Annotated in this window: 19 protein-coding genes; 2 read left to right on the top strand and 17 right to left on the bottom strand. The window is 59.1% G+C overall.

What is annotated here, in order from left to right; genetic code table 11:
- Nucleotides 1–93: 93 nt before the first annotated feature.
- The 7 genes from NP603_RS06255 to NP603_RS06225 are packed head-to-tail and all read right to left on the bottom strand — an operon-like array spanning nt 94 to nt 5319.
- Nucleotides 94–510 (bottom strand): thioredoxin domain-containing protein, encoded by a 417-nt coding sequence (locus NP603_RS06255; protein ID WP_256610062.1) that lies wholly within the window; start codon nt 508–510, stop codon nt 94–96.
- The gene (hypC, locus tag NP603_RS06250; protein WP_256610061.1) at nt 507–803 is read right to left on the bottom strand and encodes a HypC/HybG/HupF family hydrogenase formation chaperone; all 297 of its coding nucleotides are present in this window, start codon (nt 801–803) and stop codon (nt 507–509) included. The genes NP603_RS06255 and hypC overlap by 4 nt, the downstream gene beginning before the upstream one ends.
- Nucleotides 803–1489: a HyaD/HybD family hydrogenase maturation endopeptidase gene (locus tag NP603_RS06245; RefSeq protein WP_256610060.1), complete on the bottom strand. Its 687-nt coding sequence runs from the start codon at nt 1487–1489 to the stop codon at nt 803–805. The genes hypC and NP603_RS06245 overlap by 1 nt, the downstream gene beginning before the upstream one ends.
- On the bottom strand, nt 1486–2178 hold the full coding sequence (gene cybH / locus NP603_RS06240) for a Ni/Fe-hydrogenase, b-type cytochrome subunit (protein ID WP_256610059.1): 693 nt from the start codon (nt 2176–2178) through the stop codon (nt 1486–1488). Before cybH ends, NP603_RS06245 begins: the two co-directional genes overlap by 4 nt.
- Nucleotides 2175–2378, bottom strand: coding sequence for a hypothetical protein (locus NP603_RS06235; RefSeq protein ID WP_256610058.1), 204 nt, complete (start codon nt 2376–2378; stop codon nt 2175–2177). The genes cybH and NP603_RS06235 overlap by 4 nt, the downstream gene beginning before the upstream one ends.
- Nucleotides 2379–2434: 56 nt before the next feature.
- On the bottom strand, nt 2435–4231 hold the full coding sequence (locus tag NP603_RS06230; RefSeq protein WP_256610057.1) for a nickel-dependent hydrogenase large subunit: 1797 nt from the start codon (nt 4229–4231) through the stop codon (nt 2435–2437).
- Between the two features lie 2 nt (nt 4232–4233).
- Nucleotides 4234–5319: a hydrogenase small subunit gene (locus NP603_RS06225; RefSeq protein ID WP_305891348.1), complete on the bottom strand. Its 1086-nt coding sequence runs from the start codon at nt 5317–5319 to the stop codon at nt 4234–4236.
- Nucleotides 5320–5626: 307 nt separating this feature from the next.
- Here NP603_RS06225 and NP603_RS06220 point away from each other — a divergent pair, with 307 nt between their 5' ends.
- Nucleotides 5627–6082 carry a hypothetical protein gene (locus NP603_RS06220; protein WP_256610056.1) on the top strand — a complete coding sequence of 152 codons (456 nt, stop codon included), beginning with the start codon at nt 5627–5629 and terminating at the stop codon, nt 6080–6082.
- A 59-nt stretch (nt 6083–6141) separates the two neighbouring features.
- Here NP603_RS06220 and NP603_RS06215 read toward each other — a convergent pair whose 3' ends face one another.
- From NP603_RS06215 to gcvH, 10 genes are all read right to left on the bottom strand, one after another.
- Nucleotides 6142–6471, bottom strand: coding sequence for a hypothetical protein (locus NP603_RS06215; protein ID WP_256610055.1), 330 nt, complete (start codon nt 6469–6471; stop codon nt 6142–6144).
- 181 nt (nt 6472–6652) lie between these two features.
- Nucleotides 6653–7465 carry a general secretion pathway protein GspB gene (locus NP603_RS06210; protein WP_256610054.1) on the bottom strand — a complete coding sequence of 271 codons (813 nt, stop codon included), beginning with the start codon at nt 7463–7465 and terminating at the stop codon, nt 6653–6655.
- A gap of 10 nt (nt 7466–7475) precedes the next feature.
- Nucleotides 7476–9065, bottom strand: a complete 1590-nt coding sequence (locus NP603_RS06205; protein ID WP_256610053.1) for an ExeA family protein — start codon at nt 9063–9065, stop codon at nt 7476–7478.
- A gap of 145 nt (nt 9066–9210) precedes the next feature.
- Entirely contained in the window at nt 9211–11577 is a 2367-nt protein-coding gene (locus NP603_RS06200) for a phosphoketolase family protein (RefSeq protein WP_256610052.1), read from the bottom strand.
- A gap of 80 nt (nt 11578–11657) precedes the next feature.
- A complete protein-coding gene (locus tag NP603_RS06195; protein ID WP_256610051.1) occupies nt 11658–12176 on the bottom strand; it encodes a 3'-5' exonuclease family protein in 519 nt (172 codons plus the stop codon).
- A 107-nt stretch (nt 12177–12283) separates the two neighbouring features.
- Nucleotides 12284–12730, bottom strand: coding sequence for a hypothetical protein (locus tag NP603_RS06190; RefSeq protein ID WP_256610050.1), 447 nt, complete (start codon nt 12728–12730; stop codon nt 12284–12286).
- Nucleotides 12731–12742: 12 nt separating this feature from the next.
- Nucleotides 12743–13546, bottom strand: a complete 804-nt coding sequence (gene mazG, locus NP603_RS06185) for a nucleoside triphosphate pyrophosphohydrolase (protein WP_256610049.1) — start codon at nt 13544–13546, stop codon at nt 12743–12745.
- On the bottom strand, nt 13543–14475 hold the full coding sequence (locus tag NP603_RS06180; protein WP_256610048.1) for a carbohydrate kinase family protein: 933 nt from the start codon (nt 14473–14475) through the stop codon (nt 13543–13545). The genes mazG and NP603_RS06180 overlap by 4 nt, the downstream gene beginning before the upstream one ends.
- A gap of 100 nt (nt 14476–14575) precedes the next feature.
- Nucleotides 14576–14935: a diacylglycerol kinase gene (locus NP603_RS06175; RefSeq protein WP_256610047.1), complete on the bottom strand. Its 360-nt coding sequence runs from the start codon at nt 14933–14935 to the stop codon at nt 14576–14578.
- Between the two features lie 9 nt (nt 14936–14944).
- Entirely contained in the window at nt 14945–15328 is a 384-nt protein-coding gene (gcvH, locus tag NP603_RS06170) for a glycine cleavage system protein GcvH (protein ID WP_256610046.1), read from the bottom strand.
- A 173-nt stretch (nt 15329–15501) separates the two neighbouring features.
- On the opposite strand from gcvH, the gene NP603_RS06165 reads away from it, so the two are divergent.
- A complete protein-coding gene (locus NP603_RS06165; RefSeq protein ID WP_256610045.1) occupies nt 15502–16527 on the top strand; it encodes an efflux RND transporter periplasmic adaptor subunit in 1026 nt (341 codons plus the stop codon).
- The last annotated feature ends 4 nt before the right edge of the window (nt 16528–16531 follow it).

Below are 16531 nucleotides of genomic sequence, written 5' to 3'. Positions count from 1 at the left end.
TGAGTTTATTCCGGCCTGCAGGCTTCGAAATGTTGGGTTACGCTCTAAAGAGCTTTTATGCCCCTGGGTAAACCCAACCGACACATTTTTAAATCAAGCATGCCCACCGCAAATCTTATCCAAATCAAACCCCGGCGGTTGCCCTGGCTCGGCGGCTAAAATCCGGGCAATTTCGCGACCGTATTCCGGCCAGTCGCGCAGGCCGGTGATGGCGCCCAGATATTCGCCTTTACGCAGAAAGACCAGAGTCGGCCAGCCGGTGAAGCGGTAGCGGGCTTGCAGTTCGCGTTCGATGCTGCGTTCGACCAGCGCGCCTTGCAGCAAGCCGCGAAAGGCTTTCAGCAATTCGGGCAGGATCACGGCTAAGTCGGCGCTTTCCGGGAACGCCACCGGGTCGCCGGCAAAGCACAACACCACGTCGCCGTTGCCGTAAACGAAGTTGTCGTAATTGTCGGCGGTCAGAAGCGGCAGGCCGTGGCGGCTGTGCAGTTGGTCAATTAATACGCTCATGTCCGTAAAAACTCCGGCAATTCGGGTTCGCGCTCGACCAGGTCGGCGAACAGGTGGTCGAAGTTGGTGTGGCCCTGCATCGCCAGCCGCATCGCTTCCAGAGCGTCGGCGATTTGCCGGGCTTTGTCGGCGCTGATCACTTCCCGGGCGGTGTCGAGAAACACCAGCAACCAGGCGCCGGGTTGTTGTTCGCCAACCAGCATGGTGTCGATACGGCTGAGTTGGCCGCGGTATTCGCACAAGGCCGACTCGGCGCCAGCCTCGACCACCCGCATCGGTATGCCGATACACATCAGTATTTCCCCCGGTAGTCGACATCGATAGGCAGCGCGTCGGTCAGCGGTTGCGGCGGTCGGACCTCGAACGCGGCCGAGCGGACCACGCGCTCGTCTCCCAACCGGCAAGCGCTGTCGGCGTCGGGGCGTTCGGTTTCGTAACGGCCGATATTCAGGATCGGATCGGCCAGTTCGACTTCGGTTGCCAGCGGTTCGGCCGTCACGCCGCAATCGGCCAGATAAGCCAACGCCAACTCGATGGCCGGCTGGATTTGCGCCTTCACACTCGGCCGCAAACTGCCGCCGTAGTCCTCGAGCTCTTCCGGCTGCACGCCGATCAGCAACAGACTTTCCGGATAAGCACCGAGCATTTGCGCCATCGCCAGCACCTCCTGAAAACCGGTCTGGTGCAGGCTCATTTTCTTGGCACCCAGAAAGTTAGGCACATCGGCGTTTTCGACCCGTTTTAAAGTACCCGGCGCCAAACCGTAATCGACGGCATCGAACACCACCAGCACCTCGGCGTTTTGCACGTGTTCGATCAGATAAACGCCCTGAGTACCGCCGTCGACAACCTGCACCTGATCCGGGAACCGGTAGTGTTTTTGCAGATACTCGATAACACGCACGCCAAAGCCTTCGTCGGCCCAGAGCAGGTTGCCGATGCCGAGCAGCAGAATACGTTTTCGTTCCGCACCGCTCATTCTGCGTCGTCAATCGGCTCGTTGTTTTTAAATGTGCGCCAGCCGGTCGCAATCGTCGACAGCATGCTTTGTCCGGACAGTTTTTCTTCGCGCACGGCGACGTAGACGTGGATCAGCACGAAGCAGACGATGAACCACATCGCCAAATGATGCCAGGTATGCACGGTTTGGCTATCGCCGAACGCAGCCAACACCCAACTGGTAAACAGCGCGAATTGCCAGCTTTGCTGGCCGGCACCTTCGCCGTACAGGGCCAGGCCGGTGACGATCATGAACAGCAAACCCCAGACGAACAGATGCATCGCCAGAATCGCCAGCGGGTTATGGCCGATATAGTGGCGCGGGGCTTTGGCCAGAAAGGCGTACCAGCGCAGTTCGTGCCAGACGCCGTCCCAGAAATGGGCTTTCCAGACCGGCGGCATGAAGATTTGCCGGGCATGTTCGTTGCCGGCGTAGGCCCAATAAATCCGGCCGACAAAGCCGACCGCCAGGATATAACCGGCGGCGAAATGGGCGAAACGGATGTAGCCCATCAAGAAGTGTTCCGATGCTTCGCCGGCCGGCGACGCCAACGGCTCGGCGATCAGGTAACCGGTCAATGCCAGGACCACGATAGCCAATGCATTAATCCCATGCCAGAGTCTGACCGGCAGTTCGTAGACGTAGACCGCGGCAGCCAGCGTGCTCATTGCGGCCGCCCTCCGCGACGGGCGAACAGTGCCAGTCCGGCAATCACCGTCAATCCCAGCGCATACAAATAGGGTTGGCTGGCGCTGTCCATCGCTAAGTGTTCGAGCCGATGCGAGACGCTATCCAGATCGGGCCGATTATGGGCTTGCGCCACGCTTACCAGCGTGCTCAAAACCATCGCTAATAGAAATTTGTTCATCGTATTCTCCGTGCTTGGCGGCACCGGGATACGGAGCCGCCGGGAAATAGTAGGTCTTAGCGCACCTTGACGCGGGTCAGTTCCTGGCCGTCTGGACTCATGACGTGGGTCGAACAAGCCAGACACGGATCGAAGCTGTGCAATGTGCGCAAAATCTCGACCGGCTCTTCCGGCCGCTCGACTTTGGTATTCATCAACGAAGCCTCGAACGCGCCGATATTGCCTTGCTCGTCGCGTGGCGATCCGTTCCAAGTAGTCGGTACCACGCATTGGTAGTTGGCAATCTTGGTATCCTCGATTTTCAGCCAATGGCCCAACGCGCCGCGCGGGGCTTCGGTGAAACCCACGCCCTTGACGCTGCTCGGCCAGGTATCCGGGTCCCAGCGCTCGACGTTGGCGGTAGCCAAATCGCCGGACTTGATGTTGCTCATCAGCTTGTCCATGAAATAACGCATCTTGCCGGCGGCCCATTGCGCTTCCAATCCGCGGGCCGCGGTGCGGCCCAGCGTCGAGAACAGCGCGCTGACTGGCACGTCCAGGGTTTTCAACACGAAATTGATTTGCTCGGTAATTTCCTTATTGCCTTGGGCGTAACCGATCACATAGCGGGCCAGCGGACCGACTTCCATCGCGTGGCCGTTCCAGCGCGGTGCCTTGATCCAGGAATATTTGGCCGATTCGTCCAGCTCCTGGATGTGGGTGCGATCGCCTTTGGTTTTAGCGCCGATTTTGTAGTTCGGTTCGGTGACGCCATCCCACGGATGCAGGCCAACTGCTTCATCGGCGTACTTGTACCAGGAGTGCGGCACGAATTCCTGAATCTGCTTGGGATCGGTCAGATCGACTGCGTGCACCTTGCTCAGGTCGCCGTTGATAATCGCGCCGCGCGGCATCAGCAGATTGGCGGCCGAGTAGTCGTTGGCCTTATCCGGAATGTCGCCGTAGGACAGCATGCTGGCGCCGGCCAAGCCGCCGCCGTAGAGCCAGCCCTTGTAGAACTGGGCGATGGCCAGCAAGTCCGGAATGTAGACTTGGTCGATAAAAGTGATGGTGCGGTCGATGATCGACGAAATCAGGTTCAAGCGCTCCATATTGACCGCGCCGACCGCACCGACGCCGTCGATATTGATCGCGCACGGCACGCCGCCGACCAGCCAGTTCGGATGCGGGTCCTTGCCGCCGAAGATGGTGCGGATTTTCATGATGTCTTTTTGAAAATCCAGGGCTTCCAGATAGTGGGTGACTGCCAACAAGTCGGCTTCCGGCGGCAGCAAGTAAGCCGGATTGCTCCAGTAACCGTTTTTAAACGGGCCGAGCTGGCCGGATTCGACGAATTTTTTCAGCCGGTTTTGGGTGTCGCGGAAATAGCCGGGCGAGGATTTGGGATTGCTCGGCGAAATCTGTTGCTGCAACGCCGAGACCGCGACCGGATCGGCTTTCAGCGCGTTGACCGGGTTGACCCAATCCAGCGCGTGCAGATGATAGAAGTGCACCAAATGGTCGTGGGCCTGCAAACTCAATTGCATGATGTTGCGGATCGAGTTGGCGTTTTCCGGGATTTTGATTTTCAACGCATCCTCGACCGCGCGTACCGAGGTCAAGGCGTGGGTACCGGTGCAAACGCCGCAGATGCGCTGGACGAAGGCCCAGGCGTCGCGCGGGTCGCGGCCTTTCAAGATCACTTCCAGGCCGCGCCACATGGTGCCGCTGGACACCGCGTTGCGAATGATGTTTTCCTCGTCGATATTGACTTCGCAACGCATGTGGCCTTCGATCCGGGTCACCGGATCGACCACCACGCGGCGGCCGGCGTCGTTCAGATGAAAACCGTTGGGGGTAGCAGTGACGGTCATGATTATTCGGCTCCGGGTTGTTTATCGGCTTGTTTGGCGCGGTTCAAGGCAGTCAGGCCGGCATGAGCGGCGACGCCGGCGGTAACGATGCCGGCGGCGGTGCCGCCGACCACGTCGGCATTGGCTTCGATGCCTAACTGGTTGATGCCGGTCAGGCGGTCGTAGAAACTACCCTTATCCCAAAAACCGTCCTCGGAACAACCGATACAGCCGTGGCCGGACTGGATCGGAAACGAGGTGCCTTCGTTCCATTTCACGGTGGAGCAGGCGTTGTAAGTGGTCGGTCCTTTGCAGCCCATTTTGTACAGACAGTGACCCATCCGCGCCGCCTCATCGTCCCATTGCTCGACGAACTGGCCGGCGTCGAAATGCGGCCTTCTATAGCATTTGTCGTGGATACGCTGGCTGTAAAACATCTGCGGCCGGCCTTGTTTGTCCAGGGTCGGCAATTTGTCGAAAGTCAGCAAATACGCGACCACCGCGGTCATCACTTCGGCGATCGGCGGACAGCCGGGGACTTTGATGATGGGTTTGTCGGCCAAACCGGGTACTTTATGTACCGGCGTGGCGCGGGTCGGATTGGGTTTGGCGGCCTGCACGCAGCCCCAGGAGGCACAGGAGCCCCAGGAAATGATGGCTTTGCAGCTTTCCGCGGCGTACTTGAGTTGCTCGACAAACGGCTTGCCGCCGATGATGCAGTACATGCCGTCCTCGGCCAGCGGCGGATTGCCTTCCACGGCCAGGATGTAATTGCCTTTGTATTTTTCGACGATTTCGTCGACGATGGCTTCGGCCTGATGGCCGGCGGATGCCATGATGGTGTCGTCGTAGTCCAGGGACAACATCGACAGAATCACGTCTTTAGCCAGCGGATGGCCGGAACGGATGAAGGATTCGGAACAGCAGGTACACTCCAGACCATGCAGCCACAACACCGGAATCCGCGGCTTGGTTTCCATCGCATGCGCGATTTTCGGCGCGAAGGCCGGGCTCAAACCCAGCGAAGCGGCGGTCAGGCTGCAAAACTTCAAGAAGCTGCGGCGGGTGATGCCCTGCCGGCGCATCACATCGTAAAAGGTTTCGATCATGGACACTCCCGGCACGGCGCAGCCCGGAGTCATGTGCGGCCCAGTCGCGCGTGTTTATGCCGTTACTCAGTTTGTTATTATGGAGACGGCAGCGCCGCCTCGGCCCGCTGAGAAAGAGCAACATCCATGCCGATGCATCGGCCCGGCCAAAACCCTGTGAATCGTAAGAAAATACTCCGCAGCCGCGCCGTGCGCATGTCGGCTATATTACAAACTCGACAATAACCGCAACGATTTGCCGCAAAACAAACAAAACCGACCGCGATCCGCTTGCGGATAAAGCGGCCGAACAGGACAGGAGAGTTTTATGACGACGCGCATTTTGATACTGACCTTCATCGCCTTGATCGGCAGCCAGGCGGCGCGGGCCGACTGGGACCCGGAATTGGAAGCCAAAGCAGCCGCGGAACGGGCCGCCGCGCAACGCGCCGAGCAGGCTAGGCAACAGCAAGCGCAAAAAACGTTGGATGCCGCCAAAGCCAAGGCGGAGCGGGAGGTCATGGACGGCAAACGCAAAGCGTTGGGCGCGGCGGCGCAGGGCAAGACAGACGCCGAAGTGGACCGGCTCTACCAAGCCCAAATCCGGCAAAACCAGGAAGAAGCCGAACGATTATCGGCGGAAGCCCGCGCGGTATTGAGCAGCGGCCAGGGCGCCGCGGCGGTGAAGCAAATCACCGGTAAAACCTTGCAGGAATTGGAAAACATGTCCGACGCCGAAGCCGAAGCGTTGGCGCAAGAACTTGAGAAAAAATACGGCCAGTAAGGCGCGGAGCGTCAACCGGCGCGGCCAATGTACGGCGCCGCAGCCTTGAAGCGCGACAGCTATTCGCCGTCGATTTCCTGTTCCAATAAAGTCCGCAGGCCGGCCGGCATTTCCAGCGTGTCCATGTCCCAGCCTTCCAGCTCCAGCACATCCTTCAAGCACTGCTCCATGATCCGGTGCGCCTGCTCGCTGGCTTCGGCGATGCGGGCATGGACCTTGGTTTGCACCTCGCTCCGGCTGCGGTCGGCGCAATTGGCCTGGTAATCGAACAGGCGGCGCAGGCTGTCGATCTGTACGCCGACCTGGGACGGGCAGGAACACAAATACAGGATGGATTGGACGTTGATGCGTTGCAGTTGCGCGTTGCTAAATTGGGTTTCCAGTTTCATGCGGAGGGCTCTGTTATCGGTATTGTTATAGTTATCTAAGTGCCACTCCTGGCTAGAATCCGCCGGCCCGTTCCGTCACGGCTCGGCCGGCATAGGCTATCAAGGCCACCGCCGCTTAGCAACCTCCGGCCCGTTCCGCACATTCGGTTGCATCGCAACGCACCGGATCGGCCGGGTGCAATCACTGCCGCTTGATTTTAAACAGGTGGCCGCCGTAGTCGACGACGATGCCGTCTTCCAGAATCTGTTTCAGCTCCAGCCGGTCTTTGATCATCTGGCCCGGCACGTATTTGACCATATCGATCATGACGAAGCGTTCGGCCGGGACCGGCGAATAACTGTAGACATTGATAGGCAACGCGGGTAAGGATTGGCGCACGTCCGCCGGCAAGTCTTCCAGCGTTTGCAACGCGGGTTTCGGCGGTAGCGGCGCGGCCGCATGTGCCGGCTCGGTAGCTGTCTCGCGGATTGGAGGAGCTGCCTGGACGACAGGACTGGGAACGCTAGGCTCCGGCAACGGCTTGGCGGCAACGACCGGATCGGGATTCGGCGCCGCCGGCGCTTTGGCCGGCACCGTCTGAGCGACGGCCGGCTTGACAGCTTCTAGCGCCGGCTTCTTCACTTCGCCGTTTTTGGCGACCGCCGCCGTTGCCGGCGCAGCGGCACGCGCGGATTCCGGCTTGGCCTTGGGCGAAGGCTTCGCCGGCAGCGGCAGCCGGTCGGCCGGTTCTGGCCGGTTCGATTCCGCAAGCGGCTGCGGCGGTAACTGAATCGACGCGGCCGGAGGCCTGTTGTCGTTGGCAGCCATCCGCGGAGCGATGCCGAGAAAATAGGCCAGAATTGCCGCATTTACGGCTAATAATGCCGCGATGATCTTGACCGCCGACTGCCGTTCCGGCGGGTGTTGCAGCACAATTCGGCTGGCGACCGTGTCCGGTTGGCTGGCTTGCCGCTCCCGTTCCGATTTGCGCAATGCGTTCAGGATGTAAGACATGTTTAAAACCCTAGTGCCAGCCAGCCTGCAAATGAGGCGACTCGGCGGCGCCGGTTAAATTATCGAGTTCAATCAAAGTTTTGGCGCCGGCGACACCGTCGGCAGCCAAACCCTGTCGGCGCTGAAATTGGATCAACTGCTGTTTTAGCGTCACATCGAAATAATCGGGCGCGGTCTCGGCCGGCGGCAAAACCATGACTTGCCCCAACTTCTCGCGTAACCACAATACTTCGGCCGACTTCTGCCCCACGCCGATATCGGCGGCGCCAGGGCGCGGCGAACGCCACAATAACAGATAATTACCGCCCCAATCCGCCAGCACATCGGCCAATGGAAAACGCATCGCGCCGCCAGACTGGACCAAGGCCTGATCTTGCTCGACGCCTTGAATCGGCAAGAAGCGCTTGCGGCCTTGGGCATCGGCAAACTCCAGCAGGACCGGCCGGTCCAGGTCGAGAACATCCTTCCAATTGCCTTTGCCGGCCAGACAATGCAGCCCTGATACGGCCACCTGATGGCAGTCAGCCATCCCCTCGGCCGGCAGAGACACGCCCCAAATCAGCAACAGTTCGCCCAATGCGGCCTCGAACGCCGGTGCCGAGCGCTCCAGCCAATCGCGGAATACCGCGCTTTCTGGTTGGGCGGCAAGCGGTTGCGGCGCGGGCGCTGCCGGAATAGTTAGCGGTTTTGCCGATGGCATCGCCGGCAAGCCGTGACGCCAGGCATAGAACCCCGCGATGCCGCCCAGCAAAACGAGGCAGGCCGCAATCGACACAGAGAATCGCGGCAGCCAACGCTGCAACCCCAGAGTTTCCCGCGCCGAACGGTTGACGATGGCCGGCGTAATCCGACCGGTGTTGGTGGCATAGGCGCCGAGCAAGGCTCTATCGCACAAGATATTGATCAGCCGCGGCACGCCGGCCGAATAGCGGTAGACCTGGCGAATCGCGGCGGCGCTGAACAGGCGGTGGCTGCCACGGCAAACCCGCAACCGGTGTTGAATGTAAGCTTTAGTTTCGTCGAACGACAGCGGCAACAGATGGTAGCGCGCGGTGATGCGCTGGTTGAGCTGGCGTAACTCGCGGCGCGCCAGCATCGCGTTCAATTCCGGCTGGCCGACCAGAATGATTTGCAGCAATTTGGCCTTGCTGGTTTCCAGATTGGTCAGCAGCCGAATCTGCTCCAGCACTTCCAGGCTCAGGTTTTGGGCTTCGTCGATCAACAACACGGTGCGGCGGCCGTTGGCATAAGCCGCCAACAGATAGCGGTTAATCGCATCGATCAGGCTTTTCGCCGTCATCGCCTCGTGGGCTATGCCCAATTCGTCGCAAATCGTCGCCAACAGTTCGATGGCGTTCAACTTGGGATTCAAGATCAAGGCGATATCGATATTTTCCGGCAATTGTTGCAGCAGGCAGTGGCACAGCGTGGTCTTGCCGGTACCGACCTCGCCGGTCAACGCGACGAAACCGCCGCCGCGGTCGATGCCGTACAAGAGATGCGCCAGGCCCTCCTGATGCCGCTCGCTCATAAACATGAAATGCGGATCGGGCGAGATCGAAAACGGCGCTTCGCTGAAGTTGAAGTATTGTTGGTACAAGGTCTTGGGGTGCTGACGGCTGACTGTTGCGATGCTAATTCAAAGCGACGCAATTTGCACTTATCAATTGCTCACCCACTATGGAATCATTCTGAGCCGGCCAGTCTGACCAGCTCAGGACAATGCCGCCAGGCTCTCCAAGCCGTTAGGGCCACTGCCAATTATCGGCCTCCGGCAAATCCACACCATGCTCGTAGGCGTAATGCCGGCATTCGATCTGCTTGTCGCGCATCTTTTCCTTGACGTGGGCGCCGGCGACTTTCAAGCCGGGCAAGCGGTCGATCGCATCGATCACCAGACTGAAACGGTCGATTTCGTTTTGAATCGCTAACTCCAGCGGCGTGTTGATGCTGCCTTTTTCCTTGTAGCCGCGCACATGCAGATTTTTATGGTTAGTGCGGCGGTAGGCCAGGCGGTGGATCAACCACGGATAACCATGGAAGTTGAACAGAATCGGTTTGTCCAGCGTAAACAGACTGTCGAAATCCTTATCGCTCAAACCGTGCGGATGCTCGCTGGTCGGCGTCAGTTTGTACAAATCGACCACGTTGACGAAGCGGACCTTTAATTCGGGAAAATGTTGGCGCAGGATCACGGTCGCGGCCAGAGCCTCCTTGGTCGGTATATCGCCGGCGCAAGCCATCACCAGATCCGGTTCGCTGCCGGCATCGTTGCTGGCCCAGTCCCAAATGCCGATACCTTTGCTGCAATGCTTGATCGCCGCGTCGATGTCCAGATATTGCAGGTGCTTTTGTTTGTCAGAAACGATGACGTTGACGTAGTTGCTGCTACGCAGGCAATGGTCGGCCACCGCCAACAGGCAATTGACGTCCGGCGGCAAATAAATGCGAGTGACCGCCGGACTTTTGTTGACCACCAGGTCCAGAAAACCGGGATCCTGGTGGGTAAAACCATTGTGGTCCTGGCGCCAAACGGTGGATGTGATCAGCAGGTTCAACGACGACACCGGTGCCCGCCAGGAGACCGCCTGCATCATCGCCAGCCATTTGGCGTGCTGGTTGAACATCGAGTCGATCACATGGACGAAAGCCTCGTAGGTCGAGAAAAAGCCGTGGCGGCCGGTCAATAGATAGCCTTCCAACCAGCCTTCCAGCGTGTGTTCCGACAGCATTTCCATGACCCGACCATCGACAGACAGCTCGCCGCCGTCAGCATCTTCCGGCAAGAAGTCGGCCAGCCAGGTTTTCTTGCTGGCGGCGTAAATCGCATCCAACTTGTTGGAGCTATTCTCGTCCGGGCCGAACACGCGGAAGTTGGCCATATTGTCGGCCATGATGTCGCGCAGGAACTGGCCGAGCGGGCGGGTGTTTTCGGCGCTGATTTTGCCGGGGCCGGGCAATACCGCCGCGTAATCGCGAAAATCCGGCATCCGCAACGCCCGGCGCAACACGCCGCCATTGGCGTGCGGCGTCGCGCTCATCCGGCGCTGGCCTTGCGGGGCCAGGGCTTTCAGCTCGGGAAGCAAGCGGCCGTCGGCGTCGAATAATTCTTCCGGTTTGTAGCTGCGCAGCCAGTCTTCCAGTTGTTGTAAATGCGCCGGATTTTCTCGCACCGCGGCCATCGGCACTTGGTGGGCGCGCCAGAAACCTTCGACTTTATGGCCATCAACGAACTTGGGCCCGGTCCAGCCTTTCGGCGAACGCAGCACGATCATCGGCCAACGCGGCCTCTCCACTTCGCCGCCGTTGCGAGCCGCCTGTTGTATCTTGCGGATTTGCAGTAAACAAGCGTCCAGCGTCTCGGCCATTTTCCGGTGCATCGCCAGCGGCTCGTCGCCTTCGACGAAATACGGCGTCCAGCCGTAGCCTTTGAACAGGTCTTCCAGCTCTTGATGGGAGATGCGCGACAACAGCGTCGGGTTGTTGATCTTGTAGCCGTTCAGATGCAGGATCGGCAACACCGCGCCGTCGCGAGCCGGATTCAGGAATTTGTTGGAATGCCAGGACGTCGCCAGCGCCGCGGTTTCGGCCTCGCCGTCGCCGACCACCGCTGCGACCAGCAAATCCGGATTGTCGAAGGCTGCGCCGAAGGCGTGGGAAATGCTGTAACCCAACTCGCCGCCCTCGTGGATCGAACCCGGCGTTTCCGGCGTGCAATGGCTGCCAATGCCGCCCGGAAACGAGAACTCTTTGAAAAACTGGCGCATGCCTTCTTCGTCTTCGCCCTTGTTCGGGTAGATCTCGCTGTAGCTGCCTTCCAGATAGGCCGGCGCCAACACGCCGGGCGCGCCGTGGCCTGGACCGGCGATGAACAACACATTCTGGTCGTATTGTTTGATGATCCGGTTCAAATGCACGTAGGCAAAACTCAAACCCGGACTGGACCCCCAATGGCCGAGCAGACGGCGCTTAATGTGTTCGGGCTGCAAGGGCTGGCGCAGCAACGGATTGTCGCGCAGGTAAATCATGCCGGCAGCCAAGTAGTTACAGGCACGCCAGTACGCGTCGATTTGTTGCAATTGGTTATCGGAAACTGGAGTTGTCTTATTCATTACTGCTTCACCGTTGGAGTAAAAAATGTAGCGTCGTAAGTCTTCGATACAGGTTAAAAGTATAGCGCCCGCCGGCGCGTTCAAGCCGGGGCATAACCGCCGGCATCGGTTAGTTGCCGGGTGCGGGCGTAAGTTTCCTGAATGATCAAGGCATCGGTGCTGGCGCGATGCCGCTGCATGGCAAACTCCTGGATCACCTGGCGTTTGGTTTGGCTCCAGATCTCCATCTGGGTTTCCTTCAGAATCAATTCCAACGCGCTCAGGTAAAAACTCGGTTGCATGCCGGACTGGTAATACAGGCGGGACAACCACGGTTTGTCGACCACCCAGCCATCGCAATACACGGTTCTGTCGACTAAAAACTCGTTGAGTTCGACGGCGACTTGCCGGATCGGCTTACCGTAGTTCAGCAACGTGTCCCGACTCAGGCCGTGCACCTTTTCGGCTTGTTCGTCCCAATACACCCAGTTGCCGGCCGGCCGGATCAATGCGCAATACTTTTGCCCGGTTCCCAATACCACGCCGACTTCGATCGGATAACTGTCGTTGCCGAATCCGGAAGCTTCGAAGTCGAGCACGTTAGGCCTGAGGTGCTGCATCTGCGTATCCTTTTGCACAGGGTTAACGTTGCTAAGCCTAGCGCAAACGCAGCCGTAGCGCCTGGGTTATTGGAGGGAACGCCGTTGCGTCCGGGCTTGAATGGCCCTTACTTATGCGGCCGCTTGCCGGCGGCAGTTTTTTTTGCAGCGGCTTGCGCTTTCTTGGCCGGCTTGCGCGGCGAAGGCGTTTTGGAATGGGATCTCGATTTCGCTTCCCGATGAGACTGCACTTTAGTAGGCGCCGCCGCAACCGGCTCGGCAGCCTCGGCCTGATCGTCCTTATCCGGCGGCAAATCCGGCGTAGGCAGACTTGCCGGGTTATCCGTCGCGCCGGCCTCGTCGACAGCGGCGCGGTCGCAATCCGGCAAATCCTGATCCTCCGGGGAACAGATCACCCGGTAAACGATGCGGCGGCTGTCGCTTTTGCCGGCCGGTGCCGGTTCCGGCTGCGCTTTCGGCGCGGTGTCGTCGGAGATGCTACCCAGCAATTCGGCCCTGGCCGGTAGCGCCGCGACCAAAATCAGAACCAAGCCGGCAAGATGGGAAAAAGACATGCTGCTCACGCCTCAAACCTGCTTCAAGTCGCGCTTGGCCTGGTTCCACAAGCCGTCCAGTTCGGCCAGTTCGCAATCGCGCAACTGTCGGCCCGAAGCTGCGACCTGTTTTTCGATGTAATGAAAGCGGCGGGTAAATTTCTTGGTGGCGTCGCGCAACGCAATTTCCGGATTAACTTTCAAATGCCGGGCCAGGTTGACTACCACCAGTAACAGGTCGCCGACTTCCTCGTGGATGTGAGCCTGATCGCCGGACAGCCAGGCTTCGTGAACCTCGTGCAATTCCTCCCGCACTTTTTCGAACACCGGCTCGGTATCCGGCCAGTCGAAACCATGGCTGGCCGCCCTATTCTGGATTTTTTCGCATTGCACCAGGGCCGGCAGGCTGTGGGCGACGCCGGCCAGCACGCTTTCGGCTTGCTGTTGCGGTTGTTTTTGCTTGCGTTCCTCGGCTTTGGCTTCGTCCCAGGCCTGCTGGCGTTGCTCGTCGTTGTCGAACTTGACGCCGGCGAAGACGTGCGGATGGCGGGAAACCAGTTTTTCGCCGATCGCGGCGGCGACTTGTTCGAAATCGAACAGGCCGAGCTCCTGCGCGATTTGCGAATGAAACACCACTTGCAGCAGCAAATCGCCCAACTCACCGCGTAAGTCTTCGAAATCGTTACGCTCGATGGCGTCGGCAACTTCGTAAGCCTCTTCGATGGTATACGGAATCAGACTATGAAAATCCTGCTTCTGATCCCAGGCGCAACCCATTTCCGGGTCGCGCAGGCGGGCCATCAACGTCAGCAATTCCTGGGTTTTCGCTAGACTCAAAACGCGGAACCGAAGGTTTCCTGATAGCGTTTTTTGAATTCCGCCATCGTGAAGGTATGGTTCTGGGTACCGTTGTGTTCGATCTTGATCGCACCCAACAGCGAGGCAATGCGGCCGGTGACGTCCCAATCGTAATCGTTGATCAAGCCGTACAACAAACCGGCCCGGTAGGCGTCGCCACAACCGGTCGGGTCGAGGATTTGCTTCGGATTGGCCGGAGGAATGTCGATGACCTCGCCGCGGGTATAGACTTTGGAACCCTGGCTGCCCAAGGTCACGATCAAGGCGTCGACCTTTTCGGCGATTTGTTCCGGCGTCAGACCGGTACGCTGTTGCAGCAGTTCGAATTCGTAGTCGTTGAAGGTGGCGTAATTGGCCTGCTCCAAAAACTGCAACAGTTCCGCGCCGTCGAACATCGGCATGCCTTGGCCGGGATCGAAAATGAACGGGATGCCCTGTTCGACGAACTGGGCGGCGTGTTCCTGCATACCTTGCTTGCCGTCCGGCGAGACGATGCCGATGGCAATCTCCGGATCCAGAGGCACACTGTTGTAGTGGGAAAAATTCATCGCGCCGGGATGAAATGCAGTGATCTGGTTATCGTCCTGGTCGGTGGTAATGTAGGCTTGGCCGGTGTAATGGTCGTCCAGCACCTTGATATAGCGACTGGTGATCCCGCATTGGCTGAGCCATTGCGCATAGGGCTCGAAATCGTGGCCCACGGTGGCCATGATCCAGGGTTCTTCCTGCAACAATTTCAAATTGTAGGCGATGTTGCCGGCACAACCGCCGTATTCGCGGCGCATCGCCGGCACCAGAAACGACACGTTCAGGATATGGACTTTTTCCGGCAGGATGTGGTTTTTGAATTTGTCGTGAAACACCATGATGGTGTCGTAGGCCATGGAGCCACAGATCAATGCACTCATTGTTTTCCTTTGGGTTTGACTAAATTTTAGCGGCCCTAAGGTAACGGATGTTGCTGGCGGGTACAAGATAGCAGGCGAAACAACGCAAACCGCCCTCAACTTATAGCAGTATCATGCCCCAGGTTACCGCCGCCCAGATCAGCGACAGCATCACCGCCGCCGAACCGATATCCTTGGCGCGACCCGACAATTCGTGGTGCTCGAAACCGACCCGGTCGACGACGGCTTCGACCGCGGAATTCAACAATTCCACCAGCAATACCAACACCACGCTACCGATCAACAATACCTTTTCTATCGCGCTTTGCCCAAACCACAAGGCCAACGGCGTCGTCACGACGAACAACGCCACCTCCTGGCGGAACGCCTCTTCGTGTTGCCAAGTGGCCTTGAAGCCGGCAATCGAAAAAAAACAGGCGTTGATCAAGCGCCGCAAACCCTTTGCGTTTTGGTTGGCCATCGGTGGTTCTTATGCCTCTATCAAATCTTGGTAACCCTGCGCGTCCAACAACTGGTCCAGTTCGGCAGGATTGTCGGCCTGGATGCAAAACAGCCAGGTTTGGTATGCATTTTCGTTGACCAGTTCCGGCGCATCCTGCACCGCCTCGTTAACCGAGACGACGCGGCCGCCAACCGGGCTGAACAGGTCGGATGCGGTCTTGACCGATTCGACCACGGCCAGTTGCTCCTGGGCTTTGACGACGCGGCCAACCTCGGGCAAACCGATGAAGACGATGTCGCCCAATTCGGACTGGGCGAAATCGGTGATGCCGACGCGGACGACGCCGCCGTCTTCCAGCTTGGCCCACTCGTGGGTTTGCGCGTATTTCAAATTTTCTGGTGCTTCTGTCATGAGATGTCCCTCTAGCCGTAATCAATCCGAAACAGCATAACCGGCTATTTTTTTAACACAACAAAAAAATGCCGGCCGCATCGCCGCGAACTTTATAATTCCGGCAGTCTCTCCGCCCCGGCCTTGCCAATCTCTGCGACCGGGAATGTTCATTTAACCCAGCGATCCCGTTCATGCGTAGCGTTTTTGTGTTGGTCTGCTTGTTAAGCTGTTTATCGTTATCTGCCTCGGCCGCGACGACCGATGACGACGACGCGCCGGCACCACGAAAAAACGTACCGGTTCCGGCTCGGCCAGCCGGCGACACGTTGACGTTGGACGCCGCCGGCCAGGAACTGGCGGGCATTCGCAGCACTCCGGTCAAAGCGGCGCGCCGGCAACCCGAGATCACCGCTTACGGCAGCGTACTAAACCCGGAGCCGTTGTTGGCAGTGCGCCAGCAATTTCTGGCGGCCAGCGCCCAACAAGCCGGAGCCCGCTCCCGCTTCAGCGAAGCCGAACACAATCTAAACCGCACCCGCGACCTGCACCGCCAGGACATCGTTTCCACCCGCCGTTTGCAGGAGCAGCAGGCGATACGCGATGCCGACCAAGCCAATCTGGCCGCCAACAGCTACCAGCAACAACTGATCGCAGCCAATAGCCGGTTGACTTGGGGCGACACGCTTACCGAGTGGTTCACCCGCCCGCAGCATAAGGCCGCCGCCGAACTGCTCGAACACCGGGCGCAACTGCTGCAAATCACGCTGCCGGCCGGCAGCCGTCTGGAACCCGGAATCGTCCGAATTCAAGTGGATCCGGCCGGGCAACGCCAGTCTGCGCTCAGCGCCGAGTTGATCTCAGCCGCACCGCAAGCCGATCCGGTTACGCTGGGCCAGCGTTATTTTTTTAAATGCGGCGAATGCCGCTGGCCGTTGGGCGCTCACGTCACGGCCTGGCTGCCCAGCGGTCCTGCTGGCGAATCCGGTGTGGATCTGCCGCAGTCGGCACTGGTCTGGCATATGGGCCAGGCCTGGGTGTTCGTCAAAACCGATGCAACCCATTTCAGCCGCCGGCCGCTGGCCGCCCATGCTGCCAACGGGGCCAACTATTTCGTCGCCGAAGGCCTGCATCCCGGCGAGGAAATCGTCACCGCCGGCGCGCAAACCTTGCTATCGCAAATGCTGAAAGCGCAGATTCCGGAGGAAGACGACGATTGACGGC

The organism is Methylomonas aurea (assembly GCF_024505045.1).
GTDB classification, from domain to species: Bacteria; Pseudomonadota; Gammaproteobacteria; order Methylococcales; family Methylomonadaceae; genus Methylomonas; species Methylomonas aurea.
Note: the sequence above shows the minus strand (reverse complement) of the source record. Positions and strands in the feature narration are given on the sequence as shown.